The following is a 25,463-nucleotide window of genomic DNA, read 5'->3' as shown; positions in this document are numbered from 1 at the left end:
CTTCCCGCCCGGAGCACACCATGACGAAAGCCAATCGCGCTCGCGGATTCGATATCAGGCAGCAGGGTGGCTTTACCTTCGTAGCAGCACTCTGCTTCTTCGCCCTCTATGTGCCGATCGCCATACTGATCGTCTTTTCCTTCAACGACAACAATTCGACGGCCGTCTGGCGGGGGTTCTCGGCACGCTGGTTCGAGGCGGCATGGAACAACGAGCAGGTCGTCGAGGCGGCGATCCGTTCCTTCCAGATCGCTGCGATATCTGCGGTCCTAGCTACGGTTGCCGCGACCATGGCGGCACTTGCGACCACCCGCACCAAGCCATATCGCGGACTGCAGCTCAAATATGCCTTCATCAACCAGCCGCTGATCGTGCCGGAAATCGTGCTTGCGGTGGCGCTGCTGATCTTCTTTTCGCGGATCAAGCTGGCGACCGGCTATTCTGGCCTCGGCTATCTCATCGCGGCGCACACCGCGTTCTGCATTCCGTTCGCCTACCTGCCGATCCGGGCGCGCCTCGAGAACATGGACCTGTCGCTCGAAATGGCGGCGGCGGACCTCTATGCCACGCCGTGGAAGTGCTTCAGGCGGGTGACGCTGCCGCTGCTCTGGCCGGGCGTCATCGCCGGGCTGATGCTCGCCTTCGTCGTCTCGCTCGACGACGTGGTGATCACCGAATTCGTCAAGTCCGGCGGCCAGGAAACCCTGCCCACCTACATGCTCGGCCAACTCCGTCGCGGCGTAACGCCCGAGATCAATGCGATTTCCACGGTGTTCCTGCTGCTGTCGGTGGGCATCGTGACGGTATTTTTCTTTGCCAGCAAGAAACGGGCCTGAGGTCGGCGACCGAGCGTCCAACAGAAGGGGAGAATGAACATGAACTGGAGAACGACAGCGGTCACGGCCGCCCTGATGATGCTCGGATCGGCGGGAACGGCGCTGGCCGAGGGCGAGCTCAACATCTACAACTGGGGAAATTACACCAGCCCTGAGCTGATCAAGAAGTTCGAGGAGACCTACAAGGTCAAGGTGACCGTCACCGATTTCGATTCCAACGACACGGCGCTCGCCAAGGTCCGCCAGGGCGGGCACGGCTTCGACATCGTCGTGCCGTCTGCAAGCGTGGTGCCGATCTGGATCAGCGAAGGATTGCTCCTGGAGACGCGCCCCGACCAGATGGAGAATTTCAAGAACGTGGACCCCAGATGGGTTGACGTCGCATTTGATCCGGGTCGCAAATACACGGTTCCGTGGCAATGGGGCACGACGGGCATTTCGGTCAACACCTCGGTTTATTCCGGGGACCCGAACACATCGGCAATCTTCCTCGATCCGCCCACTGAACTCGTCGGCAAGATCAATGTCCTGCCCGAACTGGGCGATATTCTTTACCTGACGATCAAATATTTCGGCGGCGACTATTGCACCGACGACAAGCAAATCCTGCGGAAGGTGCGTGACAAGCTGGTGGAGGCGAAGCCCAAATGGATGTCTCTCGACTATGCAGCGGTTGATGGCCTCGGCAGGGGCGATGTCGCGGCTGGCGTCAACTGGAACGGCGCCTCGCTCAGACAGAGGATAGTGAACGACAAGATCGTCTATGGCTATCCGAAGGAGGGCTACCCGATCTTCATGGACAATGTCGCGGTGCTCAAGGACGCCAAAAACGTCGAGAATGCCAAACTCTTCCAGAACTTCATTATGGATCCGCAAAACGCGGCATTGATCTCGGCCTTTGCGCGTTACGCGAACGGGATCAAGGGCTCGGAGGCGTTTATGCCCGGGGATATGAAGACTGCCTCCGAGATCAACGTTCCGGCCGCGTTTCTCGACAAGGGCGAGTTCATGCCGACCTGCCCGGAGGACATCCGGAACCTCTACACGAAGATCTGGGTCGATATCCAGAAATAGCGTGACCTAAGGCGCCCCGGCCATGTCGGCCGGGGTTGTCCCCGACTCAACCCCCGCCACACACTTTCGAATTTCAAGCGCGACCCCACTCGGTCGCAGGAGGCTCTCCATGACCGATCTCGACCTTTGCTACATGCCGGCGAACGAAACGCTCCGCCTGTTCAAGGCGAAGAAGCTCTCGCCCGTCGAACTGATGCAGGCCACGATTTCGCGTGCCGAGGCGACGGAGCCGACCATCAATTGCCTGACCTACACCTATTTCGACGAGGCGATGGACCTCGCCCGCAAGGCTGAAGCGAAATATGCGAAGGGCGCTTCGACGGGCGCGCTCGAAGGCCTGCCGATCGGCATCAAGGACGAGAGCTACATCAAGGGCAAGCCGACCTCGCATGGCTCGCTGCTGACCAACGACCGGATCAGCGATCACACGTCGCCGATCAACGAGCGCATCATGAAGGCGGGCGGCATCGTGCATGCCCGCACGGCAACGCCCGAATTCAGCTGCGCCGGCTACACCTGGTCGAAGCGCTGGGGCGTCACCCGCAATCCTTGGAACCCGGATTTCACGCCGGGCGGCTCCTCCGGTGGCACGGCGGCGACGCTGGCGGCGGGCACATCGGCGATCGCAACCGGTTCCGACATTGCGGGCTCGATCCGCATTCCGGCATCGGCCTGCGGCCTAGTGGGGTTCAAGCCGCCCTATGGCCGCAATCCCGACGAGCCGCCGTTCAACCTCGACTTCTATTGCCATACCGGACCCTTGGCGCGAAACGTCAAGGACGCGATCCTGCTGCAGAACGTCATGGCAGGTCCGAGTCCGATGGACATTGCGACGCTGCGTCCGAAACTGCGGCTGCCGCTCGATTACAAGCCGATCAAGGGCTGGAAGATTGCCTTCTCCATGGATCTCGGCGAGTTCGAAGTGCATGAGGACGTACGCCGCAACACGCTTGCTGCCTGCGACGTGTTCCGATCGCTTGGTGCCACGGTGGAGGAAGTCGATCTCGGCTGGAACGGTGGAGCCTTGAAATCCGGCATGGCCTATCTCGAACATCTATTCGGCGCCTCGCTGTCGCCGCTGCTTGCGGAGCATGGCGACGACATGACGAGCTATGCGCGCCGCTTCGCCGAGGATGGCCGGGATTCGAAGGCCACCGACTTTATCGACACGCTGGAGGTCGCCGCGCGAATGTACCAAACACTCGGCCCGCTGCTGGAAAAGTACGATGTACTGATCTGCCCGACCAATGCGCTCGCCTCCGTGCCGGCGGAATTCGATCACTCAACCGACACCGTGGAGATCAACGGAAAGAGCGTCAATCCTTCGCTCGGCTGGGTCATGACCACGCCGTTCAACATGCAGAGCCGTTGCCCCGTCCTGTCGATGCCATCGGGCCGTGCGAGCAATGGCGTGCCGACCGGCATCCAGATCGTCGGGCGCACCTATTGCGACGCGGACGTATTCCGTGCCGCCATGGCCTATGAAACCGCCCAGGGCCAGTGGTATGGCAGCGCGGCAACACGTCCCTCGCTGTGATTGGCCAGCCAACAGTCTTGTCCGCCGGTGCTTGATCAAAGACGGCGATTGTGATGATTGGGCGATCGGCGCACCAGTGACCAGAGAAGTGCAGGCCCAATGACAGAGGCGAAGCTTTCACAAGCCAATCCAGCTACCCGGGATCGCCGGCGGGAGCGCGGCGAGGCGAGCGTGCAGCGCATTATCGACGCCACGATCGACCTGATCGCCGACGAGGGCCTCGCGAGCCTGACGATGCAGCGCATCGCCAGGCAGGTCAACGCGTCCACGGCGCTGGTGGTGTTCCATTTTCAAAGCAAGGAAAACCTGTTCAGGGCGGTGCTGCAATATCTGAGCGAGCAATACGACCGGCTGTGGGAGACCATGGTACGCGCGCCCGGTTTGACTCCAGTCCAGCGCCTGCTGGGCGCGGTCGATTGCGCGCAGCGTTTCGGCCGGCTGCATCCGAAATGGGTTTCGGTATTCGTCGTATTCGCCAGCGACCGCAACAGCATGCAGCTTTACCATGAGATCGGCCTGCCAGGAGACCTCGGCTACAACGCGGAATCGCGCGACCTGATCGCCGAGATCGCCCGTGATGGTGGCTACGATTCAGTCGATCCGGTCGTCCTGTCGGAGGGACTCAACTACCTGGTCCACGGCGCCTGGTTCTGGGATCACGTCAATCCGCCATCCGCCGATTCCGACGTGTTCCGGAAAACCGTGCTGAGATTGCTGCACCAGGCCTTTCCCCGCCATATCGATCTCGCATCCGCCTGATGCTCGCGGGTCCGAGCATGGGCTTGCGCCGCACGGGCATGACCGACTGATCCCCGAAGGCCTAAGACATAGTTGACCCTGACCTTCACCTTGACGCGATCAAGTTAAGACTGCCGCATTTCGAGCGGCAGCAGGGTTCGCATTCCATCACCACATTTCAGCCGCCACCGCGCTGTCGCGGGCGCATTGGCGAACGACTTTATTTGGCCTCCTCTCTTGACAATTCGTTCCTCATGTCGCTGGATATCAAAATCCAATAACACGGACACATGTCCGATATATTGGACAACTGGGAAAAACAGTCAAAAAGGGGAAATGCAATGTCTATGACCCTCCGTGCCAGATTGATCTCGCTGGTCGCCGCCACCCTTCTTTCGTCGACGCCCGCATTCGCTGACGGCAGCAAGCTCGACGAAATTCTTGCTCGCGGCCATCTGATCGTTGGAACCGGCAGCACGAATGCGCCCTGGCATTTCAAGGATGCCAGCGACAAGCTGGTCGGCTTCGACGTGGATATGGGCCACATCATCGCCAAGGCCCTGTTCGGCGATCCGGAGAAGGTGGAGTATGTCAACCAGTCGTCGGATGCCCGCATTCCGAACATCACCACCGGCAAGGTGGATATCACCTGCCAGTTCATGACGGTGACCGGTGAGCGCGCCCAGCAGATCGCCTTCACGATTCCCTATTACCGCGAAGGCGTGGGCCTCATGCTGAAGGCCGACAGCAAATATGCCGACTACGCGGCAATGAAGGCCGCAGGCTCCGCCGTCACGATTTCGGTGCTGCAGAATGTCTATGCCGAAGCCATGGTGCATGCCGCCTTGCCGGAAGCCAAGGTCGACCAGTACGAGTCAGTGGACCTGATCTATCAGGCGCTCGAATCCGGCCGCTCCGATGCCGCTGCCACCGATCAGTCGTCGCTGGCCTGGTACATGACGCAGAATCCCGGCCGCTACAAAGACGCCGGCTACGGCTGGAACCCGCAGACCTATGCCTGCGGTGTCAAGCGCGGCGATCAGGATTGGCTGAATTTCACCAACACCGCGCTGCATGAAGCCATGACCGGCGTCGAGTTCGATTTCTATGCGAAATCCTTCAAGATGTGGTTCGGCAAGGATCTGGCGCCGCCGAAAATCGGCTTCCCGGTCGAGTTCCAGTAAGCCATTCTCCCCTCGCGGCTCCACCGATCGGGTGGAGCCGCTGGAACGTTTGATGGATCGTGGGCTTGCATGGGCTATACTCTGAATTTCGCCGCCGTCTGGCGGAGCTTCGACCTGTTGCTCGAGGGGTTGGCGCTGAGCCTTGGCCTTGCCGTGGGGTCGATACTCATTGGGTTCGCCATCGGCCTCGTCGTCGCCTTCGCCCTGGTGTCGAAATCACCCTGGTTGAGGAAGCCCGCCGGCCTCTATGTCACGGTGATCCGCAACACGCCGATCCTGGTGCTGGTACTCTTCAGCTATTTCGCGCTGCCGGAACTCGGCATACGGCTTGGCAAGATCGAGAGCTTTGTGATGACCTTGGCGCTCTATTCCGGCGCCTATCTCGCCGAAGTGTTTCGTGGCGGGTTGCTCTCCGTGCCTTCGGGCCAGCGCGAGGCCGGGCTCGCCATCGGCCTGACGGAGATGCAGATCCGCACCTCGATCATCATCCCATTGATGCTGCGCAACGTCCTGCCGTCACTCTCGAGCACTTTCATCTCGCTGTTCAAGGATACGTCGCTTGCCGCGGCCATCGCGGTGCCGGAACTCACCTTCGAGGCGCGCAAGATCAACGTCGAGACCTTCCGGGTGATCGAGACCTGGATCGTCGCGAGTTGCCTTTATGTCGCCACCTGCTCGCTGCTTGCCGCCTTCCTCCGGCAGGTCGAGCGGCGGCTTTCGGTTCCACGGTGATGGCGATGGAGTGCTTCGCATTTTTCGACCAGCTATGGCTCGCGCGGCTTCCGATCCTGAAAGGCCTCGGCGTCACCATCTCGATCTCGTTTTTCGCCATCCTCGCCGGCACCCTGCTCGGTGTCGCCGTCGGGCTGGTCCTCACCTATGGCTATCGGCCCTTCCGCTGGTTGATCCGCGGCTACACGGATTTCATCCGTGGCACGCCGGTGCTGGTCCTGGTTCTGGCGAGCTATTATGTGCTGAGCACGATCGGCATCGACCTCGGCCCGTTCCAGGCCGGCGTCCTCGCACTTTCGGTCTTCTGCAGTTCGCATGTCGGCGAGTTGACGCGCGGCGCCCTGCAATCGATCCCGAGCGGCCAGACCGAAGCCGCGAAGGCAATCGGGCTCACCTTCTCGCAGACCTTCGTCTATGTGCTCGGCCCGCAGGCGCTGCGTTCGGCCCTGCCGGCCTGGGTGAACACGGCAGCCGAAATGGTCAAGGCCTCGACGCTGCTGTCGATCATCGGCGTGGCCGAGCTTCTGCTCCGAACGCAGGAGCAGATTTCCCGCACCTTCATGAGCCTCGAATTCTATTTCTTCGCGGGCTTTCTCTATTTCGTCATCAATTACGGCATCGAGCGCTTCGGCCGTTATGTCGAGCGCAAGGTAACCGTCGCGTCATGAGGATCCGATGACTGGCACGCTTCTTGAGATAAGCGATCTTCACAAGCGCTACGGCAATGTCGAAGTGCTCAAGGGTGTTGATTTCACCATGAACCAGGGCGAGGTGATCTCGATTATCGGCTCCTCCGGTTCCGGCAAGACGACGATGCTTCGCTGCATCAACATGCTCGAGGATTTCCAGGGTGGAACGATCCGCATCGATGGACAGGAGATCGGTTACGACAACGCGGGCGGCGTGCGCCGCCGCAAGAAGGAGAAGGACATTGCCCGCCAGCGGGCACTGACCGGCATGGCCTTCCAGCAGTTCAACCTGTTCCCGCATATGACTGCGGCCGGCAATGTCATGCTCGGCCTGACCAAGGTGCGCCGAATGAGCCGCGACGAAGCGCGTGCGGTCGCCGAGAAATGGCTCGACCGGGTCGGCCTCCTCTCGCGCGTCGATCACTATCCGGGGCAGCTCTCGGGTGGCCAGCAGCAGCGCGTGGCCATCGCCCGCGCCATCGCCATGAACCCGAAGCTCATGCTGTTCGACGAGGTTACCTCGGCGCTCGATCCGGAACTGGTCAATGAGGTTCTGCAGGTCATCAAGGGTCTGGCCGCCGACGGCATGAGCATGCTGCTGGTGACCCATGAAATGCGCTTCGCCTATGAGACCTCGGCGCGGGTGGTGTTCATGAACCAGGGGCGGATCGGCGAACAGGGCAATCCACGCGAGATGTTTCATCGGCCGCAAACCGAGCGGCTCGCGGAGTTCCTCAAGAATTCGACCTTCAACTGAAAAGCGGAGAACAATTGTGACAATCAAACGCTATGGCGCAGGCGAAACGGGAGCGGGCGGTCAAGCCTTGCCCTTTGCACGTGCGGTGGAGGCCAATGGCTGGCTCCACGTTTCCGGCCAGGTTCCGATGGAAAACGGCGAGATCGTCAAGGGCGGCATCATCTCCGAGAGCCGCAGGGCGATCGAAAACATGATCGCCATCCTTCACGAGGCGGGCTACACCGTCGATGATGTGGTGCGGATCGGCGTCTGGCTCGATGATCCCAGGGATTTCTGGAGCTTCAACGGCGTCTATGCGGAGTATTTTGGCAAGAACCCTCCGGCGCGCGCTTGCGTTCAGTCGCGCATGATGGTCGATTGCAAAGTGGAAGTCGACTGCGTCGCCTATCGTGCGGATCGCGGATAGAGATAGTCTGGAGAACGGCATGGCCGAGGCCATCGGCGACACGATATCGCGGCGCACGCGCGGTTTGGATCGGGCTTTCGAGATCCTGGAATTCCTGCGGGTCAAGCGTCAGCCGATGCGCCCGAACGAGATCGCCTCGGAGATCGGTGCGCCACGTTCGTCCATCTACGAACTGGTCAATCTGCTGCTCAGTCATGGGATGCTGGACTATCAGGGTGGCGATGGCCGGGTCTTCCTCGGCCGCCGCCTTTATTTCCTCGGCACGGCTTATGCCCAGCAATTCGACCTGATGCGGGAATGCGACCGCATGCTGGTGCGGCTTGCCGAGGAAACCCGGGAAACCGCGCAGATGTGCCTGCTCGAAGGCGACAAATATACGGTTGCCATGATGCGCGAGGGTATCCGTCCGTTCCGCATCTCCTCCAATGTCGGCGAACTCGTACCAATTCCGTGGACGGCTTCCGGCCGACTGCTGGTTTCGCATCTCGCCGACGAGCAGATTCTGGACCTGATCCCGCCGGAGGATTTCATCCTGCCGAGCGCGCGCAGACTGGAAACCGCCGATTTCATAGCGCAGGTACGGCGTGCCGAGTCTGATGGTTATTTCACCTTCAACAGCGAAGTCGAGAATTTCACCCATTGCTTTGCAGTGCCGATTCATCAGGTTGACGGCACCTGTATCGCCACGCTTTGCCTGGTTGCCCCGCGAGAAGATGGCCTGCGAAATCGAACGGCCTATCTCGATAGCCTGCTGAATGCCGCCAGAGAAATCTCCGAGAAGCTGGGTTTCCACAACTCGAAAATCCCGGCTGCCCAAGCTCGGGCATGATAGCTACCGACCTCGCAATAAGATGCACCCATCTGACAATTGGAGGGGGCTGGTGGTTCACATCCAATCAAAACCGAATAGTGTCAACGCAGGCTGCGCTGTCGCAGAGGGCGATGCATTTCTTTCGAAGCCATAATAAGAGAAGTTGGTTATGGTGATGACGGTGCGGCCGTAATCAAAAGAATACGTCAATCGGGAGGAGCGACAAATGGCTGGAAAACCTGATCTCAAGCGGCGGAAGCAGTTCGATGGCGCGCGGGACATTGCCGCGGGGACTGGCAAGCCGTATCTCGACCCCGCAATTCTCTTCAATCGGGCGAGCGACGACGACCTGAAGCTCTACACACCGGAGATGCTGGCATATTCAGCCGTGCATTCCGCCCGCGAGCTGGCTGCGTGGAACGGCAAGACGTCCCGCGTCAGCATCGAGCCTGTCGCAAATGTCGAGCCGGGCGGCGTGGCTGTCTCCGTGCTTTCGGTGACCGATCACAATAAGCCCTTTCTTTTTGAATCAGTCATGGGCGAGGTGACAAGCAGCTATCGCGACCTCTATATGGCGGTCCATCCGATGCTGGTGGTCGAGAAAGGCAAGTCGCCGGAACTCTATTCGGCCGAACATTCAGGCACGCCGACAAGTCGGGTCAGCCACATTCAGCTTCACCTTGCGCCCCTGACGGAGCCGCAATCCGCCGATCTGTTGAAACGTCTGAAGACGGTGCTGGAGCACGTCGGCCTTGTCGTCTCCGGCTGGAAGCCGATGCTTTCCAAGATGGACGCTGTCATCGAGGAGTTGTCAGCTCATGATGCTGGCCGCAGAAAGGCTGACCGTGACGAGGCAATCGCCTTCCTGGACTGGCTGCGCAACGGGAATTTCACGTTCCTCGGCATGCGGGAATATGTCTATTCAGGCAAGGGATTGGACGCCAAGGTCGAGCGCGACAAGGGCGCGGGCCTCGGTATCCTGTCGGACCCGGATGTCCGCGTTCTGCGCACGGGCACGGACGCCGTGACCACCACCCCGGAGATCCTTGCTTTCCTCGATGGTCCCGACTTCCTGATCGTGACCAAGGCCAACGTCAAGTCGGTGGTACACCGTCGCGGCTATATGGATTATGTCGGCGTCAAGCGCTTCGATGGCAAGGGCAATGTCAGCGGCGAGCTGCGCATCGTCGGTCTCTTCACCTCGACGGCCTATACCTCCACTCCGGACGAGATTCCGCTCCTGCGTTCCAAGGTCGAGTGGGTCAAGGCCCATTTCGGTTTTGACCCGATGAGCCATTCGGGCCGCATGCTGGCCAACACGCTCGACTCCTATCCGCGCGACGACCTCTTCCAGATCGATGCGACATTGCTCGCAACCTTCGCCGAACAGATCAACGACCTGGCCGATCGGCCGCGTGTGCGCGTGCTGCCGCGCATCGACCATTTCGATCGTTTCGTCTCCGTGCTCGTCTATGTGCCGCGCGAGGAATACGATTCCATCGTCCGCGAGAAGATCGGGACCTATTTGAAGACCGTTTATGACGGCCGCGTCTCCGCCTATTATCCGGCGTTCCCCGAGGGCGGTGTCGCGCGCGTCCATTTCATCATCGGCCGTTACAGCGGCAAGACGCCGCGCGTTCCCCAGGCGGAGCTCGAAGACAAGGTCCGCAGCATCACCGCACGCTGGGCCGAGCGATTCGAGGCTCTGGCCGGGCATGAGGCTGGTAGTATCCGCGTCGACAACGCCTTCCAGGACTCTTTCACGCCCGAGGAGACTGTGGCCGATCTTCCCGACATCCTCGCGTGTGCCAGGGGTGAGTCGATCCGCATCAAATTCTATCACCGCGAGGAGGAGCACGGCCCGGCGCTGTCGCTCAAGATCTTCCACTCGGGCGGTCAGCTCGCACTGTCGCGCCGGGTGCCGCTCCTGGAAAATCTCGGCTTCAATGCGGTCAGCGAGCGAACCTTCGATATCGAGATGCCGGCTGCCGAGAGTGCCGCGAAGTCCGTCGTATTGCACGACATGAAGGTCGAGGCTGTCGGCGGTGGGGCCATCGATCTCGACCGATATGGCACGGCGCTCGGAGAGGCCTTCGTCGCCGCCTTCAACGGCGCCATCGACAATGACAGCTTCAACCGGCTGATCCTGTCCGCGGGTCTTTCGGCGCGCGAAGCCAATGTGCTGAGGGCCTATGCGCGCTATCTTCGCCAGGCGGGCATTGCCTATTCGCAGGATTATATCGCCGCGACGCTGGACAAATATCCAGAGATCGCCGCGAACATGTTCCGTCTCTTCCACGACGAGCACGACATCAAGCTCGCGGAGAAGGCGCGCGCCAAGAAGCTCAAGGGCCTCCACGCTGCGATCGAAAATGCGCTTTCCGACGTGCCGAGCCTCGACGACGACCGCATCCTCCGCCGCTACGTCAACGTCATCGACGCCACGCTGCGCACTAACTATTTCCAGCGCAATCCCGACGGGTCACCGAAGGCAATGCTCGCCTTCAAGCTCGATCCGAAATTGGTGGACGGCCTACCGGCGCCGCGGCCGTTCCGCGAAATCTTCGTTTATGGCGTCGAAGTCGAAGGCGTGCATCTGCGCTTCGGAAAAGTCGCGCGCGGCGGCCTGCGCTGGTCGGATCGCGCCGAGGATTACCGGACGGAAGTACTGGGCCTCGTGAAGGCACAGCAGGTCAAGAACGCCGTCATCGTGCCCGTCGGCGCAAAGGGCGGCTTCTATCCGAAGAAGCTCCCGGCCGGCGGCAGCCGTGAAGAGATCTTCAATGCCGGCCGCGAGGCCTACAAGACCTATATCCGCACGCTGCTCTCGATCACCGACAACATCTCAGGCGCCGACATCGTGCCGCCGCAGGATACGGTCCGCATCGATGGGGACGACCCCTATTTCGTCGTGGCGGCCGACAAAGGCACGGCGACTTTTTCCGACACGGCCAATGCGCTTGCGCAGGAGGCAGGCTTCTGGCTCGACGATGCCTTCGCCTCAGGCGGTTCGGCGGGTTACGACCACAAGAAGATGGGGATCACGGCCCGCGGCGCCTGGGAAACGGCAAAACGCCATTTCCGCGAGATGGACATCGATATCCAGACCACACCGTTTACGGTGGCCGGTGTCGGCGACATGTCCGGCGACGTCTTCGGCAATGGCATGCTGCTTTCGCCGAAGATCCGGCTCATCGCCGCCTTCGACCATCGCGACATCTTCATCGATCCGGACCCGGACATGGCAAAGACGCTCGCCGAGCGTCAGCGGCTGTTCAACCTGCCTCGTTCGAGCTGGCAGGATTTCGACAAGAGCGTGCTCTCGAAAGGGGCAATGATCATCTCCCGCGCCTCGAAATCGGTGACGCTGACTCCGGAAGCGGCATCCGCCATCGGGATCGACAAGAGTGTCACAACGCCCTTCGAGATCATGAGTGCGATCCTCAGGAGCCCGGTCGATCTGCTCTGGTTCGGTGGCATCGGCACCTATGTAAAATCGGTCTCGGAAACCGATGCCGATGTCGGCGATCGTGCCAACGATCCGATCCGCATTGCCGCGGACGAAGTGCGCGCCAAGGTGATCGGCGAAGGCGCCAATCTGGGCGTCACGCAGAAGGGGCGTATCGCCTATGGTCTGAAGGGCGGCCGGTGCAATTCCGACGCGATCGACAATTCGGCCGGCGTCAACACCTCTGATGTCGAGGTCAACATCAAGATCGCGCTTGCCGCCGCCATGCATGACGGACGGTTGACGCGGGCGAAGCGTGACCAACTGCTGCCAACGATGACCGAGGAGGTGGCGGAGCTCGTGCTGCGCAACAACTATCTGCAATCGCTGGCGATTTCGTTGACGGAGCGGAAAGGTACGGCCAACGGCTTGGAACTGGCCCGCCTCATGAACGTGCTCGAAGGCACGAAGCAACTGAACCGCAAGGTCGAAACCCTGCCTGATGAAGCCGCGCTTGCCGAGCGCTATGCGGCCGGAAAGCCGCTGACCCGCGCGGAAATCGGCGTTCTGCTCTCCTATGCCAAGATCGTGCTCTTCGATGCGCTGGTGGCGAGCCCGCTACCCGACGATCCCTATTTCGAAGCAACGCTCGCCGAATATTTCCCGGCCAAGATGCGGAAGTCGAACGCCGCCGATATCGCAAGTCACCGGCTACGGCGCGAAATCATCGCGACCGTCCTCGCTAATGAGGCGATCAATCATGGCGGTTCGCCCTTCGTCGTCAACATGATGGATGCGACGGCCGCCACCGCGCCCGACGTGGTGCGCGCATCGATCATCGCCCGCGACGGTTTCCACCTCGCGCGGCTATGGACCGAGACCGACGCGCTCGACGGCAAGATTTCCGGACAGATGCAGAATCGTCTCTATGCGGAAATCGGCCATGTCTTCACCGTGCTGACGCGCCTCCTGTTGAAGACCACCATGGTGAAGGACGACATGTCCAGCGTCGTCGGCACCATTCAGGCCATGCTCAAGGAACTCAAGCCGACGCTGGTCGGACGGCATTCGCCGGAATATGCCGCACGCCGGACCGAATATGTCGACGCGGGGGTGCCGGCGAAGCTGGCGGAGGAGATCGCCGGCCTCTCGGTTTTCGCCCTGGTGCCGGAGATCATGCAGATCGTCGAGCGTACCGACGCGCCGCTGACGCGTGCCGCCGAGGGCTATTTCGACGTGTCGCAGACCTTCCGCGTCGAGCGCCTTCTTGCGGCAGGCAACAGGATCGTCACGTCCGACCACTACGAGAATCTGGCGCTCGCCCGCAGCATCGACCAGATCGCCACCTCGCGGCGTGACATCGTGATCGCCGCGCTCGGCAATCACGCCAAGGAGAAACGTCCGGTCGAGGCCTGGCATGCGGGGGACCAGGTCCGCATCAACCGCATCGTCGAGGAACTCTCGGGCCTCAGCGACAGCGGTGAACCGAACCTCGCCCGCATCACCGTCGCCGCCGGCCTGCTGACCGATCTGGCGCGCGATGCGGGAGGGACCTAATTCGGTACGCGGCGAGGTGAGGTGGGATAGTGATGAAAAGGATGGTGGGCGTGACAGGGATCGAACCTGTGACCCCTTCGGTGTGAACGAAGTGCTCTCCCGCTGAGCTACACGCCCATCCTTTTGAAAAACAACGACAAACTGAAGTCCTTCGGCGGAATTGGCGCCTGACTAGCAGTTTTTCCCGGGCTTTGCAATACACCGGGAACAGCCGGGCGCCGAATTCGGATCAGCCGCCTTCGAAGCCAGTCAGGACGCCGACCGCGTTGGTGCCGATGTCGGCGACGGCGTAGCCACCTTCCATGACGACCAGTGTCGGCAGGCCGAGCCCGGCGATGCGAGAGCCGATCTTGGGGAAGTCCTCGATCTTCAGCTTGAACTTCGAGATCGGGTCCTTCTCATAGGTATCGACGCCGAGCGAGACGATCACGACATCGGGCGCGTATTCGGCCAGCTTGCGGCAGCCGTCGTCGAGTGCGGCGCTCCATGTCTCCCAGTCGGTGCCCCAGCGCATGGGGTAATTCAGGTTGAAGCCTTCCCCGGCGCCCTGGCCCTTCTCATCGGCATGGCCGAGGAAATAGGGATATTCCTGCATCGGGTCGGCGTGGAGGTTGATGACCTGCACGTCATTGCGGGCGTAGAAGATTTCCTGCGTGCCGTTGCCATGGTGGTAATCGACATCAAGGATCGAGACGCGCTTGGCGCCCTGGTCGAGAAACCACTGGGCGGCGACGGCGGCATTATTGATGTGGCAATAACCTGCCATGAAATTGTGGCCTGCGTGGTGGCCGGGCGGACGACATAACGCAAAGGCGGCGCGTTCGCCGCTGTGGACGAAGCCGGCGGCGGTGAGCGCCACGTCATGCGAGGATTTGATCGCGTCCCAAGTGCCCTCGACATGGCCGCAGCCGCCATCGAAGGAATAGAAGCCGAGCTGGCCGTCGATATGTTCGGGCAGCTTGTCGCCGCGCAGGCCGCGCGTCGGCCAGGTGAAGGGAAGCGCGGTGCCATCGCGGCCCTCGGCCTTCCAGCGCGCATAGACAGTGGGCAGGAAATCGAGATAGGCCTTGTCATGCACCTTGGCGGCGGTGGACAGATCATGCTCATCGGGTTCGAGAACCGGTCCGAGATTGACTTCCTTAACACGCGAAAGCACGAACTCCGCGCGCGACGGCATTTCAAAAGCCGGTACGATGGCGCCGGCGACAAGCTCGGTGTTGCCGGAATGCCCATGATGGCGCGGTGAATAGACAGTCTTCATGATCCATACTCACATTGAAGAAAGGCCGCCTCGCGTGTCGTGCGAGGCGGCCGGAATGTTAGTCTGTTCTTACTTCTGCAGTTCGGTCCAGATCTTGGTGTAAAGCGCCTGGACCTCGGGCGGGCAGGTCTCGGACTGAACGCCATTCTTGGCGAATTCCTCCGGCACGTTGACCTCGGGCGCGTCCTTCATGTCTGATGGCATGAACTTGTCGGAGCCGTCGATGCCGTTGGCATAGCGGTGGAAGCCCGAATTCATGCCGGCGTTTTCCGGATCCATCATGAAGTTCTGGAAGAGCTTGGCATTCTCGACATTCTTGGCGTCCTTCAGCACGCCGACATTGTCGGACCAGTAGACGAAGCCCTCCTTCGGATAGCCGTAACGGATCGAAGGCTTCTGCAGGCGCTGGCGAAGTGCCGAGCCATTCCAGTCGCTCGAAGCGGCAAAGTCGCCGGCAACCATCTTGTTGATCGTGCCGTATTCCATCGCGACCCAGTTGGGCTTGGCGGCAACAAGCGTGTCGCGGACCTTCTTCAGGATCGTCAGGTCGCCGGTGCATTTCTTGCCGCCGTTATAGAGCACGGCCGCATCGATCACGTCGTTCATCTCGGGCACGACGTTGACCTTGCCCTTGAGCTCATCAGGCGTGTCGAAGACGATGGCCCAGGTGTTGATGTCGCCCTTGTAGACGTCGGTGTTCACGACCGTGCCGACGGTGCCCATCGCCCACGGAACAGTGTATTTGCGGCCGGGATCGAACGGGGGATCGGCCCATTGCTTGGCGACGTTCTTGAAGTTCGGCATCTTGGACGGATCGGTTTCGAGCAGCAGGCCTTCGGAAATCCAGATCGGGACATAATTCTGGGAGGGCACGACGATATCGAAGCCATGGCCGCCCTGGCGGATCTTGGCGAGCGCCGTATCGTTGGAGTCATAGTCGGTGATGGTGACCTTGACCTTGTTTTCCGTCTCGAACTTCTTGATCATGTCGGGGCTGGTGTAATTGCCCCAGTTGTAAATTTGCAGTTCGCCGTCGGCATATGCCATCGCCGTGGAGGCCAGCAGCATCGCTGCCGCAGCCAAAACTTTCCTACCCGTTTTCATAGTTATTTCCCTTTCTTGTTTTACGCACGTTTTCGATTGATGAAGAAGAAGATCGTGACCGCCGCAATCGAGAGCAGCAGGAACACGGTGGAGATCGCATTGATCTCGGGCGTCGTCGCGCGGCGGATCTGGCCGAGCATGTAGGTCGGCAGGGTATCCTGGCCGCCGGACTTGACGAATTCGGTGATCACGACGTCGTCGAGCGAGATCACGAAGGCCAGCATGAAGCCGGCGATGATACCCGGCCACAGCAGCGGCAATGTGACGAAACGGAAGGCCTTGAAGGGTGTCGCGTAGAGGTCGGCAGCGGCCTTTTCCAGCGTCATGTCCATATTCTCGAGCCGTGCCCGGACCGGCAGATAGGCGAACGGAATGCAGAATGCGGTATGGGCCGCGATGAGATAGCCAAGGCCGGAATAACCGGTCCAGATCTTGATCCGCGAGAAGAATATCAACAGCGCCACGGCGGTGACGATCTCGGGCACCATCAGCGGCAGGTTGAGGAAGGCATATTTCGCCGTCAGGCCGCGATAGCCTGTTGTCCTGGTTGTGGCGATGGCGGCGAGGGTGGCGGCGACCGTGGCGATCAGGGCGGCGATGACGGCGATCTGCAGCGAGCGGATCGAGGCGTCGATCACCTCCACATTGTTGATCGCCTTCTCGAACCAGCGCAGCGACAGGCCCTCCCATTGCGAGAAATTCTCGCCGGCATTGAAGGCGAAGATGACGAGCACGACGATCGGCAGATAGAGCATGAAGAATGCGATCATCGCGATCGTGGTGAAGCCCTTCTGACGGCGGACATCGAAGCTTCTAGCCATGGCTGCGCGCTCCCGATCCAGCATTGCGGACATAGAAGAGCAGCGCGACCATGACGATCATCATCAGGGTGATCGAGATCGCCGAGCCGAGCGGCCAGTTTCGTCCCTGGCCGAATTGCAGCTCGATCAAATTGCCGAGCATCATGTTCTTGCCGCCGCCGAGCACCGAGGGCGTGACATAGGCGCCGAGCGACGGGATGAAGACCAGGATGGAACCCGCGATCATGCCCGGCTTGACCAGTGGAATGATGATCTTGCGGAGAACCTGGAACGGCGTGGCATAGAGATCGTAGCCTGCCTCGACCAAGCGGAAATCCAGCTTTTCCATACTGGCATAGAGCGGCAGCACCATCAGCGGCAGATAGACGTAGACCATGCCGGCGAGGATGGCACCATCGGTGAACAGCATCTGGATCGGCGACGAAATCACACCGACCTCGATCAATGCGGTGTTGATCAGACCCTGGTTGCGAATGATCTCCAGCATTGCGAATGTGCGGATCAGAAGATTGGTCCAGAACGGGATGGTGATCAGGAAGACCCAGAGCTCGCGGGTTCGCTGTGGCCGCGTGGCGATGAAATAGGCGGTGGGAAAACCGAGAACAAGCGCCAGAACCGTGGTCAGCACCGACAGCCTCAGCGAACGCAGGAAGATCGAGAGATGCGCATCCGCGAGGGATAGCGTGTCATCGAAAATATCGCGCTGGAGAAGCACGCTGACCCAGCCATCAGTCGAACCCTTCCAGATCACATCGCCATAGGGGCCGGGGGTGAGGAAGGAATAGACCAGGACGACGAGCAGGGGACCGGTCGCGGCAAGCAGCACGATCAGAAGTGCGGGCGCCGAAAGCAGCCATCGATTGCGGACATCCCGCTTGGCTTCGTCCTCGATGATCTGCTGCTGCGGCGTCATGTCATGTCCTCAGCACGCGGATGGCACCCGGCGGGAACGTGATGCCGGCTGTGTCGCCCACGGCCTGCGAACCCTCTTCGCCCGGCCTGTTCTGCTGGCGGATGGTGAAGACCTCGCCATCGGCGAGCTTGACGTTGAAATAGGTGTCGGTGCCGAGATAAATGATATTGGTAAGCGAACCCGAAAGGATCGGTTCTTCGCCGCGTGCCGGGCTGGCAATTCGGGCATGTTCCGGGCGCACCATCACAGTGATTTCGTCGCCGCTTTTCGCGTTTTCCGGTGAGAGTGCGGAGAGCTTGGCGCCGGCCGGCAGCGTGAGCGAGGCGATGCCGTTGTTGATATCGGTGATCTTGCCTTTGAGGAAATTGGTCTCGCCGATGAAATCGGCGACGAAGCGGTTGGCCGGCGTATCGTAGATGTCGCGCGGGCTGCCGACCTGGAGGATGTTTCCCGACGACATGACCGCGATGCGGTCGGACATGGTGAGCGCTTCCTCCTGGTCGTGCGTGACGAAGACGAAGGTGATGCCGGTCTCGGTCTGCAGGCGCTTGAGCTCGATCTGCATTTCCTTGCGCAGCTTGTAATCGAGCGCCGACAGTGGCTCGTCGAGTAGCAGCACCTTCGGCGCCGGTGCCAGCGCGCGGGCGAGTGCGACGCGCTGCTGCTGGCCGCCGGAGAGCTGGCTGGTCTGGCGCTTGGCATATTGTTCCATGCGAACGAGCTTGAGCATCTCGGCCACGCGGGCATTGACATCCGCTTTCGGCTTGCCGAGCATCTTGAGCCCGAAGCCGATATTGTCGGCGACGGTCATATGCGGGAAGAGCGCGTAGCTCTGGAAGACGGTGTTGACCGGCCGCTTGTAGGGCGGCATGGCGGCGATGTTCTCGCCGTAAAGTAACAGTTCGCCCTCCTGAGGGAATTCGAAGCCGGCAATCAGGCGGAGAAGCGTGGTCTTGCCGCAACCGGAGGGGCCGAGGAGGGTGAAGAATTCATTCTGGCGGATGGCCAGATTGGCGCCGCTGACGGCGGCGATACGATGTTCGCCATAGCCGTAGAATTTCGATACGCCGCGAATTTCAATCGCGTGGCTCGCTGTCATGCTGTTCGCTGTTCCCTGTTCTTGCCGCTAGATGACCACAGGGAACCGCAATTGACAATCTGGATTCTGATTCGCCATTCAACAAATTTTCATGAGGCGAAAGATGGGGGGGAGGGCGAAGCCAGGAGTTTTAAGCAATTGCAGAAAATGCAGATTTTGCGTATGATCCGCTTCATCTGAAGAAGGAGTGGTACCATGAAGTCCTTTTCATTTTCCGATCTCAGTCGCAAGTCGGGCGATGTCCTCGACGCTGCGCTGGCGGGGCCTGTATCATTGGTAAAGCGCGGCAAGGCCAAAGTCGTGATGCTACCTCTTGATGAGTACCAGAAGCTCGTTGACGGCAACGGCGGGCGACAAGCATTCTCGATCGACACGGCATCGGATGATGACATCGCAACCTTGGTGGAGGGCTTCCAGAGAATCCTTGATGACTCGGAGCGGAAGAGGGAATGATACGGGGCGGTGTCTATCGCTTCAATTATCTCTGGAGCCACGAGCGTGATCGGGGTGAGGAAAGCGGCCGCAAAATCAGGCATGCCTGTCTCATCGTGGAAACAACCGACTTTCTCTACATGTTTCCGTTTACCAGCAAGAAGCCGGTTGCCCGGACCGCTGGCGAGAAGCGAATGTTTGAAGTCGTCCCCGAGATCGAATGCAGGCGTGTTGGATTATCTGGTTCGAGTCCAAGCTATCTCGTCCTTGATGACTTCAACAAAGTGAGCCGCAGCAAGCTTTATGACTTCGAAGGCATCGATCCGGTCGGTACACTCAGTCCGAAGTTCATGGAAAAATGTGCACGGCAATTCCTTCAAGCCGTCGCTGAGCGTCGGCCGCTGAAAGGTGTAGTCCGAAGCTAACAATCAGTGCTCGAACGTAACCCTTCCACCGCAGATGACTCCGGCTGGCCGGATCGCATGGATATCTTCCGGCGTGACCGCTTCGATATCGCTGTCGAGGATCGTCACATCGGCGAAATAGCCCGGCTTCAGCATGCCCTTCCGGTCCTCGGCGAATTCGGCGTAGGCGCCTTCGATCGTGTAGGCGGCGATGGCCTCCATCAGGGTGAAGCGCTGGTCCGGATCGGTCTCGGCCCATTTCTGGCGCGTCACCGCGGCCTGGATGCCGTGCATCGGATCGATTGGGGAGACGGGCCAATCCGAGGCGAAGGGAATGTGTGCGCCGGCATCCTTCAGGGTTCGCCAGGCATAGGCATAGGGCCAGCGGTCGCGGCCGATCATCGAGACGGTCGGCTCGAGCGGCAGGCCCATGGCGCCGGGCGGGTGCGGCGGCTGCATGGAGGCGATGACGTCGAGGTCCTTGAAGCGATGGATGTCGGCGGGGTGGACGACCTCGATATGCTCGACGCGATGGCGGCTGTCGCGGGTGCCATTCGTCTTTTGCGCGGCCTCGTAGCCATCCAGCACCGCGCGGACGGCGCCGTCGCCGATGGCGTGGACGGCGACCTGCAGGCCGCGCCGGTCGATTTCGATCGCGGCCGCCTTCATCTCATCCGGCGTGAACAGGCTGTCGCCGCCGGTCGAATCGGGCTTGTTCGCATAGGGCTCGACCATGATTGCGGTCCAGCTATCGAGCACGCCGTCATAGAACATCTTGACCGTGCCGGAGCTCAAGAAATCCGAATTGTATTTCTCGGCCATCTGGGAAGCCTTTTCCAGCATCGACAGCGGCATGAAGTTCTTGAGATGGAAGGGAATTCGGACGCGAAGCGGCAGGAAGCCATCGCGCTTCTCGATCTCGGCGAGCAGTTCGAGCTGGTAGAGATTGCCGTCCATGCATTGCAGCGATGTGAAGCCGTGGCGGGCGCAGTAATCGAGACCACGGCGCATGACGGCGATGTCTTTTTCGAATTCGGCGCCGCTGGGGTAAGGGTCCGGCTCGCCGCCGGTGGCGAGGCCGAGGCGATAGCGATCGAAGCCGGCGGCGAACTGGATCGGCCCGAAGGCCTCCATTTCCCGGAGTTCGCCATTGGCAAGGCCATCCTCGCCCATCACCACTTCGTTGCCGGGGCCGAGCTCCTTGCCATGCAGAAGGCCGGCCAGTTCCAGCGCCTTGGTGTTGGCCCAGGCGGTGTGATGATCGTGTGCGAAGATCGTGAAAGGCCGATCCGGAATGATCCGGTCGAGATGATGGCGGGTGACGCGCTCGCCCCCGCCGAGGATCGTGTAATCCGCGCCCTGGCCGAACAGCACGATCTCGTCGGGCATACGCGCGGCATAGGCCTGCGCGGCGTCTTTCAGTGCATCGAAGCCCTGGATGCCCGAGAGATGAAGATGATCGAGTTCGGCCGAACCGGAGAACAAGTGGAGATGGTTTTCCGAGAGGCCGGGCAGGACGGTGTTGCCGCCGGCATCGATGACACGCGTGTCGGTCGTCTTCAGCGCCTCGACCTCCGCCCGGCTGCCGATCGCGGCGATTTTGCCGTCCCTGAGCAGTATCGCTTCGGCACGTGGATTGGCCGGGTCCATGGTGAGGATGCGGGCGTTGGTGATGAGGAGAGGATGGATCATGATGCGTACTCTGTCTCTCAAATTCTAGGCAAATATGTACGGTAGTCAAAATCCGACACCGTCCGCATGAAGGTAATTGCTTCCTTACGCTTCGTATCGGCAAAGAGCTTCTGGTACTGCTTGCCGAGAATGTCGCCGATGAATTCCGAGGCGGCGAATTCTTCCACCGCGGTGAGAAAGTCGTGTGTCAGGCGCTCGGGCTTTTCCGGGCCGCTGGTTGGGTTGGTGTCCGGGCCGGGGTCGAGTGTGTTTTCGAGGCCGAGCAGCATGCCGCCGAGCATGGCGGCGAGCAGAAAATAGGGGTTGGCATCGGCGCCGGCGACGCGGTGCTCGACGCGGGCAGCGGGGCCATCCTTGTCGGGAATGCGGATGGCGGTGCCGCGATTGCCGAAGCCCCAGGTCACGTCGACCGGTGCGAACGAGCCGGGCTGGAAACGGCGGTAGGAATTGGCGAAGGGTGCGAAGATCAACTGGGCCTCGCGCATCGTCTTCAGCATGCCCGCGGTGACCGACTTCAGCAGAACGGGATAGCCGCCCTTGGCATCGAGCACATTGACGCCGTTCCTGTCGATGAGGCTGGCATGAACATGCAGGCCAGAGCCCGCCTGGTCCGAATAGGGCTTGGCCATGCAGGTGGATTTCAGACAGAACTTGCGCGCCGCCTGCTCGACCACGCGCTTGAGATAGATGCAATCATCGGCGGCGGCGAGCGCATCCGGCCGATGATTGAGATTGATCTCGAACTGGCCGGCGCCGAATTCCGCCGTCGTCGCATCGGCGGGCAGGCCCATGGCGTTGCAATAGGCGCGCACGGTCTGCAGGTATTCGCTCATATTGTCGACGGCATCCATCTCGTAGAGCTGGAAACCGTTCTTGTCGCCCATGCAGGTGAGCGAGGAGGGCGGCATTGGGATGCCGGTCTCGCGGCTCTTGCCATCCATCACGTAGAATTCGAGTTCGGTGGCGACGACCGGCGTCAGGCCGCGTTCGGCATAGCGCTCCAGCACGCGCGCGAGCATGCCGCGCGGATCGCAGAAATGGCGCTCGCCTTCCAGTGTATGCATGGTCGCCAGCACCTGGCTGGAGCCGGCCGGCGCCCAGGGCATGGCCACGTGGCTGCGCTTGTCGGGGATCACAGCTCCATCGGGATCGCCGAGCGTCAGCGAAATGCCCGTCAGGTCGTCGTTGTCGTCACCCCAGATATCGAGAGACTGGGTCGATGCGGGAAGGCGGGTGGCGCCCGACCAGACCTTCTTTTCAGCATCGAGCGGCAGTTGTTTGCCGCGCAGGCGGCCGTTCATGTCGACCAGCAGGATTTCGATGCGCGGGGGCAGGGAGGCGTCGAGCGTGGTCTCGGCCTTCATATTGTCGTTCATGATGCGAATGGCTCACTTTTTGAGATTTTTCCGGCTCGGGAGGCAAATTTTCGCCGGTCCCTTGCCAAAATGATCGGGCAAGGTCATTTTCGTAGCCGAATTCAAGCCGCCTTTCAATCAGGCAGAACGGACCGCCAATCGTGGTGGACCGGCAGCAGAATGCGGCGTGGGGGAGAGCAAGAATGTCAGAAACGTCCGTCGCCCTGTCCAATCTCGGCGCCATCGATGCGGCCCATCATATCCATCCGTTCAGCAACATGACAAAGCTGAACGAGGGCGGCAGCCGTATCATCGAGCGCGCCGAAGGCTCGACGATCTGGGATTCGAAGGGCAAGAAATATCTCGATGCCTTCGCCGGACTCTGGTGCGTCAATATCGGCTATGGCCGCAAGGAAATCGCCGAGGCTGTGGCGGCGCAGATGAACGAACTGCCCTATTACAACCTGTTCTTCGGCACGACTACGCCGCCGGCAGCACTGCTGGCGCAGAAGATCACGTCGCATACCGATGGCAAGCTCAACAAGGTGTTCTTCACCGGTTCCGGTTCGGAGGCGACCGACACGTGGTTCCGCATGGCGCGCGTCTATTGGGCGGCGAAGGGCATGCCGTCGAAGAAGCAGATCATCGCACGCAAGAACGGCTATCACGGCTCGACCGTCGCCGGCGCCAGCCTCGGCGGCATGAAATACATGCACGAGCAGGGCGCGCTGCCGATCGAAGGCATTCATCACATCGGCCAGCCGCACTGGTATGCCGAGGGCGGCGACATGACGCCCGACGAGTTCGCCTTGAACGTGGCACGCGAGCTCGAAGCCAAGATTGATGAACTGGGCGAAGAGAATGTCGCCGCCTTCGTCGCCGAGCCGATCCAGGGTGCGGGCGGGGTGATCGTGCCGCCGGACAGCTACTGGCCGGAGATCGTCCGGATCTGCAAGGCGCGCAACATATTGCTTGTCGCCGACGAGGTGATCTGCGGTTTCGGCCGCACGGGCAACTGGTTCGGCCACCAGCATTACGGCTTCGTGCCCGATATGGCGCCGGTCGCCAAGGGCCTGTCCTCGGGCTACCTGCCGATCGGCGGCGTGCTGGTCAGCGATCACGTAGCCGAAGTCATCATGGCCGACGATTTCAACCACGGCTACACCTATTCCGGCCATCCGGTCTGCGCCGTGGCGGCGCTCGAAAACCTTCGTATCATCGAGGAAGAAAAGCTGGTCGAGCGCGTGCGCGACGATATCGGACCCTATCTCGCCAAGGGGCTGGCCACTCTGCTCGATCACGACATGGTCGGCGACGTGCAGTCGGTCGGCCTGATGGCGGCCGTGCAGATGGCCAAGAACAAGAAGACGCGAGAGCGGTTCGAGAAGCCCGACGATGTCGGTACGCTGGTGCGCAACAAATGCGTCGACGCGGGGCTGATCATGCGCGCGACGGGCGACCGGATGCTGGCCTCGCCGCCGCTCATCATCACCCATGAGGAAGTTGATTTCATGATCAGGACGCTGCGCGGCGCGTTGGATGCGGCGTGGATGGAGATGAAGTAGGTTTAAGAAAGACCCCGCCCCAACCCCTCCCCACAAGGGGGAGGGACTAACCCGTAGCACTGCCTTGCCCCAAGCGACCTTTCAGTAAGTGAAGGGGTTGGAGAGGGATAAAGGCGGTGCTGCACGTTAAGCCCCTCCCCCTTGTGGGGAGGGGTTGGGGCGGGGTCTTGTTTTTGAAAAAGCATTGAGGGAATCGTATGAAATTCATCCACGTAACCGACCTGCATCTGGTGCCGGAAGGCGAGGTTCTCTGGGGTCTCAAGCCGATTGAAACGCTGGATGCCTGCCTTGCGGATATTGCGAAGCATCATGCCGATGCGTCCTTCGTGGCGATTACCGGAGACCTCGCGGAGCGGGGCGAGATCGCCGCTTATAAGCTTCTGAAACAGCGCCTGGAGAATTTTCCACTGCCCGTGCCGCTGCTGCTCGGCAATCACGATGACCGCGTCAATTTCAAGTCGGTTTTCTCGGACGCGGCGCTCGACCATGGCGGCTTCGTGCAGCAGGTGCGCGAAGAGCATGGTGGTGTGTTCCTGTTTCTCGATACGCTCAAAGGGCCGCCGTCCTCAGCTGGACTTTATACGGAAGAGCGCAGGCAATGGCTGACACAGCAGCTCGACAAAGCGGGTGGCAGGCCGGTCTATCTCTTCATGCATCATCCGCCGTTCTTCATCTCGCACGAACTGATGGACAGGATCATGCTGGACGATCCCGAAGAATTTGCCGCGTTGCTGCAGGGTCACGACGTCAGGCATATCTTCTTCGGCCATGGCCACCGGGCAGTCAGTGGCGTGTGGCGCGGCATCAGCTTTTCGGCGCTGCCGTCACTCAACCACCAGCTTCCGCTCGTGGAGGGTTCGGTGGAGACGGTCTATTCGCACGAGCCACCGGCCTATGCGGTGGTTCATGTGACGGGTGAAGGGATCATCGTGCATAACGACGCTTTCCTCGACCGCAAGCCGGCCGTCATGCCGGCCGATGCCGAACGCGGCACATGGTTTTGATCAAGCGCTTTACAGACCCGTGGTTTGGGCTCTAACCTTTCCTC

General features: G+C 60.8%; 22 protein-coding genes and 1 tRNA gene. 15 read left to right on the top strand and 8 right to left on the bottom strand.

Annotation, left to right across the window (positions count from 1 at the left end; all coding sequences use genetic code 11):
• Nucleotides 1-20: 20 nt before the first annotated feature.
• The 11 genes from IHQ71_RS21845 (at nt 21) to IHQ71_RS21795 (ending at nt 13,769) form a co-directional block, all read left to right on the top strand.
• On the top strand, nt 21-836 hold the full coding sequence (locus IHQ71_RS21845) for an ABC transporter permease (RefSeq protein WP_258158530.1): 816 nt from the start codon (nt 21-23) through the stop codon (nt 834-836).
• A gap of 39 nt (nt 837-875) precedes the next feature.
• Entirely contained in the window at nt 876-1,910 is a 1,035-nt protein-coding gene (locus tag IHQ71_RS21840; protein WP_258158529.1) for an extracellular solute-binding protein, read from the top strand.
• Nucleotides 1,911-2,019: 109 nt separating this feature from the next.
• Nucleotides 2,020-3,447, top strand: coding sequence for an amidase (locus IHQ71_RS21835; protein ID WP_258158528.1), 1,428 nt, complete (start codon nt 2,020-2,022; stop codon nt 3,445-3,447).
• A gap of 99 nt (nt 3,448-3,546) precedes the next feature.
• Entirely contained in the window at nt 3,547-4,206 is a 660-nt protein-coding gene (locus IHQ71_RS21830; RefSeq protein WP_258158527.1) for a TetR/AcrR family transcriptional regulator, read from the top strand.
• Nucleotides 4,207-4,526: 320 nt separating this feature from the next.
• Nucleotides 4,527-5,369, top strand: coding sequence for a transporter substrate-binding domain-containing protein (locus IHQ71_RS21825; RefSeq protein ID WP_258158526.1), 843 nt, complete (start codon nt 4,527-4,529; stop codon nt 5,367-5,369).
• A gap of 69 nt (nt 5,370-5,438) precedes the next feature.
• Complete coding sequence (locus IHQ71_RS21820) at nt 5,439-6,101, top strand: amino acid ABC transporter permease (protein WP_258158525.1); 663 nt, start codon at nt 5,439-5,441, stop codon at nt 6,099-6,101.
• 5 nt (nt 6,102-6,106) lie between these two features.
• A complete protein-coding gene (locus IHQ71_RS21815; RefSeq protein ID WP_258158524.1) occupies nt 6,107-6,769 on the top strand; it encodes an amino acid ABC transporter permease in 663 nt (220 codons plus the stop codon).
• A 7-nt stretch (nt 6,770-6,776) separates the two neighbouring features.
• Nucleotides 6,777-7,547, top strand: coding sequence for an amino acid ABC transporter ATP-binding protein (locus tag IHQ71_RS21810; RefSeq protein WP_258158523.1), 771 nt, complete (start codon nt 6,777-6,779; stop codon nt 7,545-7,547).
• Nucleotides 7,548-7,563: 16 nt separating this feature from the next.
• Complete coding sequence (locus IHQ71_RS21805) at nt 7,564-7,953, top strand: RidA family protein (RefSeq protein WP_258158522.1); 390 nt, start codon at nt 7,564-7,566, stop codon at nt 7,951-7,953.
• A 19-nt stretch (nt 7,954-7,972) separates the two neighbouring features.
• Nucleotides 7,973-8,782, top strand: a complete 810-nt coding sequence (locus IHQ71_RS21800) for an IclR family transcriptional regulator (RefSeq protein ID WP_258158521.1) — start codon at nt 7,973-7,975, stop codon at nt 8,780-8,782.
• A 208-nt stretch (nt 8,783-8,990) separates the two neighbouring features.
• The gene (locus tag IHQ71_RS21795) at nt 8,991-13,769 is read left to right on the top strand and encodes an NAD-glutamate dehydrogenase (RefSeq protein ID WP_258158520.1); all 4,779 of its coding nucleotides are present in this window, start codon (nt 8,991-8,993) and stop codon (nt 13,767-13,769) included.
• A 42-nt stretch (nt 13,770-13,811) separates the two neighbouring features.
• Here the strand turns inward: IHQ71_RS21795 and IHQ71_RS21790 are convergent.
• The 6 genes from IHQ71_RS21790 to IHQ71_RS21765 all read right to left on the bottom strand — a co-directional run bounded on the left by IHQ71_RS21790 (nt 13,812) and on the right by IHQ71_RS21765 (nt 18,967).
• Nucleotides 13,812-13,886, bottom strand: a tRNA-Val gene (locus IHQ71_RS21790).
• A 112-nt stretch (nt 13,887-13,998) separates the two neighbouring features.
• Nucleotides 13,999-15,030 carry a histone deacetylase family protein gene (locus tag IHQ71_RS21785; protein WP_258158519.1) on the bottom strand — a complete coding sequence of 344 codons (1,032 nt, stop codon included), beginning with the start codon at nt 15,028-15,030 and terminating at the stop codon, nt 13,999-14,001.
• 69 nt (nt 15,031-15,099) lie between these two features.
• Nucleotides 15,100-16,134 (bottom strand): extracellular solute-binding protein, encoded by a 1,035-nt coding sequence (locus IHQ71_RS21780; protein ID WP_258158518.1) that lies wholly within the window; start codon nt 16,132-16,134, stop codon nt 15,100-15,102.
• A gap of 20 nt (nt 16,135-16,154) precedes the next feature.
• A complete protein-coding gene (locus IHQ71_RS21775) occupies nt 16,155-16,955 on the bottom strand; it encodes an ABC transporter permease (protein WP_258158517.1) in 801 nt (266 codons plus the stop codon).
• Nucleotides 16,948-17,868, bottom strand: a complete 921-nt coding sequence (locus tag IHQ71_RS21770; RefSeq protein WP_258158516.1) for an ABC transporter permease — start codon at nt 17,866-17,868, stop codon at nt 16,948-16,950. The genes IHQ71_RS21775 and IHQ71_RS21770 overlap by 8 nt, the downstream gene beginning before the upstream one ends.
• 1 nt (nt 17,869) lies before the next feature.
• The gene (locus IHQ71_RS21765) at nt 17,870-18,967 is read right to left on the bottom strand and encodes an ABC transporter ATP-binding protein (protein ID WP_258158515.1); all 1,098 of its coding nucleotides are present in this window, start codon (nt 18,965-18,967) and stop codon (nt 17,870-17,872) included.
• A 195-nt stretch (nt 18,968-19,162) separates the two neighbouring features.
• Between IHQ71_RS21765 and IHQ71_RS21760 the strand changes: the two genes are divergently transcribed.
• Together IHQ71_RS21760 and IHQ71_RS21755 are read left to right on the top strand one after the other, a co-directional pair.
• A complete protein-coding gene (locus tag IHQ71_RS21760; RefSeq protein WP_258158514.1) occupies nt 19,163-19,420 on the top strand; it encodes a type II toxin-antitoxin system Phd/YefM family antitoxin in 258 nt (85 codons plus the stop codon).
• The gene (locus IHQ71_RS21755) at nt 19,417-19,824 is read left to right on the top strand and encodes a hypothetical protein (RefSeq protein ID WP_258158513.1); all 408 of its coding nucleotides are present in this window, start codon (nt 19,417-19,419) and stop codon (nt 19,822-19,824) included. Before IHQ71_RS21760 ends, IHQ71_RS21755 begins: the two co-directional genes overlap by 4 nt.
• A 3-nt stretch (nt 19,825-19,827) precedes the next feature.
• Here the strand turns inward: IHQ71_RS21755 and IHQ71_RS21750 are convergent, their stop codons facing one another.
• Nucleotides 19,828-21,495, bottom strand: a complete 1,668-nt coding sequence (locus IHQ71_RS21750) for an amidohydrolase (RefSeq protein ID WP_258158512.1) — start codon at nt 21,493-21,495, stop codon at nt 19,828-19,830.
• 17 nt (nt 21,496-21,512) lie between these two features.
• A complete protein-coding gene (locus tag IHQ71_RS21745; protein ID WP_258158511.1) occupies nt 21,513-22,871 on the bottom strand; it encodes a glutamine synthetase family protein in 1,359 nt (452 codons plus the stop codon).
• Between the two features lie 182 nt (nt 22,872-23,053).
• On the opposite strand from IHQ71_RS21745, the gene IHQ71_RS21740 reads away from it, so the two are divergent.
• On the top strand, nt 23,054-24,415 hold the full coding sequence (locus IHQ71_RS21740; protein WP_258158510.1) for an aspartate aminotransferase family protein: 1,362 nt from the start codon (nt 23,054-23,056) through the stop codon (nt 24,413-24,415).
• Between the two features lie 197 nt (nt 24,416-24,612).
• The gene (locus IHQ71_RS21735; protein ID WP_258158509.1) at nt 24,613-25,419 is read left to right on the top strand and encodes a phosphodiesterase; all 807 of its coding nucleotides are present in this window, start codon (nt 24,613-24,615) and stop codon (nt 25,417-25,419) included.
• Nucleotides 25,420-25,463: the final 44 nt, after the last annotated feature.

Origin of the sequence: Rhizobium sp. TH2 (assembly GCF_024707525.1) — a bacterium.
Classification (GTDB): domain Bacteria; phylum Pseudomonadota; class Alphaproteobacteria; order Rhizobiales; family Rhizobiaceae; genus Rhizobium_E.
Note: the sequence above shows the minus strand (reverse complement) of the source record. Positions and strands in the feature narration are given on the sequence as shown.

Excerpts from the sequence above, each read along its gene's own strand:
- IHQ71_RS21845 (WP_258158530.1), top strand. The coding sequence starts at position 21 with ATGACGAAAGCCAATCGCGCTCGCGGATTCGATATCAGGCAGCAGGGT.
- IHQ71_RS21840 (WP_258158529.1), top strand. The coding sequence starts at position 876 with ATGAACTGGAGAACGACAGCGGTCACGGCCGCCCTGATGATGCTCGGA.
- IHQ71_RS21835 (WP_258158528.1), top strand. The coding sequence starts at position 2,020 with ATGACCGATCTCGACCTTTGCTACATGCCGGCGAACGAAACGCTCCGC.
- IHQ71_RS21830 (WP_258158527.1), top strand. The coding sequence starts at position 3,547 with ATGACAGAGGCGAAGCTTTCACAAGCCAATCCAGCTACCCGGGATCGC.
- IHQ71_RS21825 (WP_258158526.1), top strand. The coding sequence starts at position 4,527 with ATGTCTATGACCCTCCGTGCCAGATTGATCTCGCTGGTCGCCGCCACC.
- IHQ71_RS21820 (WP_258158525.1), top strand. The coding sequence starts at position 5,439 with ATGGGCTATACTCTGAATTTCGCCGCCGTCTGGCGGAGCTTCGACCTG.
- IHQ71_RS21815 (WP_258158524.1), top strand. The coding sequence starts at position 6,107 with ATGGAGTGCTTCGCATTTTTCGACCAGCTATGGCTCGCGCGGCTTCCG.
- IHQ71_RS21810 (WP_258158523.1), top strand. The coding sequence starts at position 6,777 with ATGACTGGCACGCTTCTTGAGATAAGCGATCTTCACAAGCGCTACGGC.
- IHQ71_RS21800 (WP_258158521.1), top strand. The coding sequence starts at position 7,973 with ATGGCCGAGGCCATCGGCGACACGATATCGCGGCGCACGCGCGGTTTG.
- IHQ71_RS21795 (WP_258158520.1), top strand. The coding sequence starts at position 8,991 with ATGGCTGGAAAACCTGATCTCAAGCGGCGGAAGCAGTTCGATGGCGCG.
- IHQ71_RS21785 (WP_258158519.1), bottom strand. The coding sequence starts at position 15,030 with ATGAAGACTGTCTATTCACCGCGCCATCATGGGCATTCCGGCAACACC.
- IHQ71_RS21780 (WP_258158518.1), bottom strand. The coding sequence starts at position 16,134 with ATGAAAACGGGTAGGAAAGTTTTGGCTGCGGCAGCGATGCTGCTGGCC.
- IHQ71_RS21775 (WP_258158517.1), bottom strand. The coding sequence starts at position 16,955 with ATGGCTAGAAGCTTCGATGTCCGCCGTCAGAAGGGCTTCACCACGATC.
- IHQ71_RS21770 (WP_258158516.1), bottom strand. The coding sequence starts at position 17,868 with ATGACGCCGCAGCAGCAGATCATCGAGGACGAAGCCAAGCGGGATGTC.
- IHQ71_RS21765 (WP_258158515.1), bottom strand. The coding sequence starts at position 18,967 with ATGACAGCGAGCCACGCGATTGAAATTCGCGGCGTATCGAAATTCTAC.
- IHQ71_RS21760 (WP_258158514.1), top strand. The coding sequence starts at position 19,163 with ATGAAGTCCTTTTCATTTTCCGATCTCAGTCGCAAGTCGGGCGATGTC.
- IHQ71_RS21755 (WP_258158513.1), top strand. The coding sequence starts at position 19,417 with ATGATACGGGGCGGTGTCTATCGCTTCAATTATCTCTGGAGCCACGAG.
- IHQ71_RS21750 (WP_258158512.1), bottom strand. The coding sequence starts at position 21,495 with ATGATCCATCCTCTCCTCATCACCAACGCCCGCATCCTCACCATGGAC.
- IHQ71_RS21745 (WP_258158511.1), bottom strand. The coding sequence starts at position 22,871 with ATGAACGACAATATGAAGGCCGAGACCACGCTCGACGCCTCCCTGCCC.
- IHQ71_RS21740 (WP_258158510.1), top strand. The coding sequence starts at position 23,054 with ATGTCAGAAACGTCCGTCGCCCTGTCCAATCTCGGCGCCATCGATGCG.
- IHQ71_RS21735 (WP_258158509.1), top strand. The coding sequence starts at position 24,613 with ATGAAATTCATCCACGTAACCGACCTGCATCTGGTGCCGGAAGGCGAG.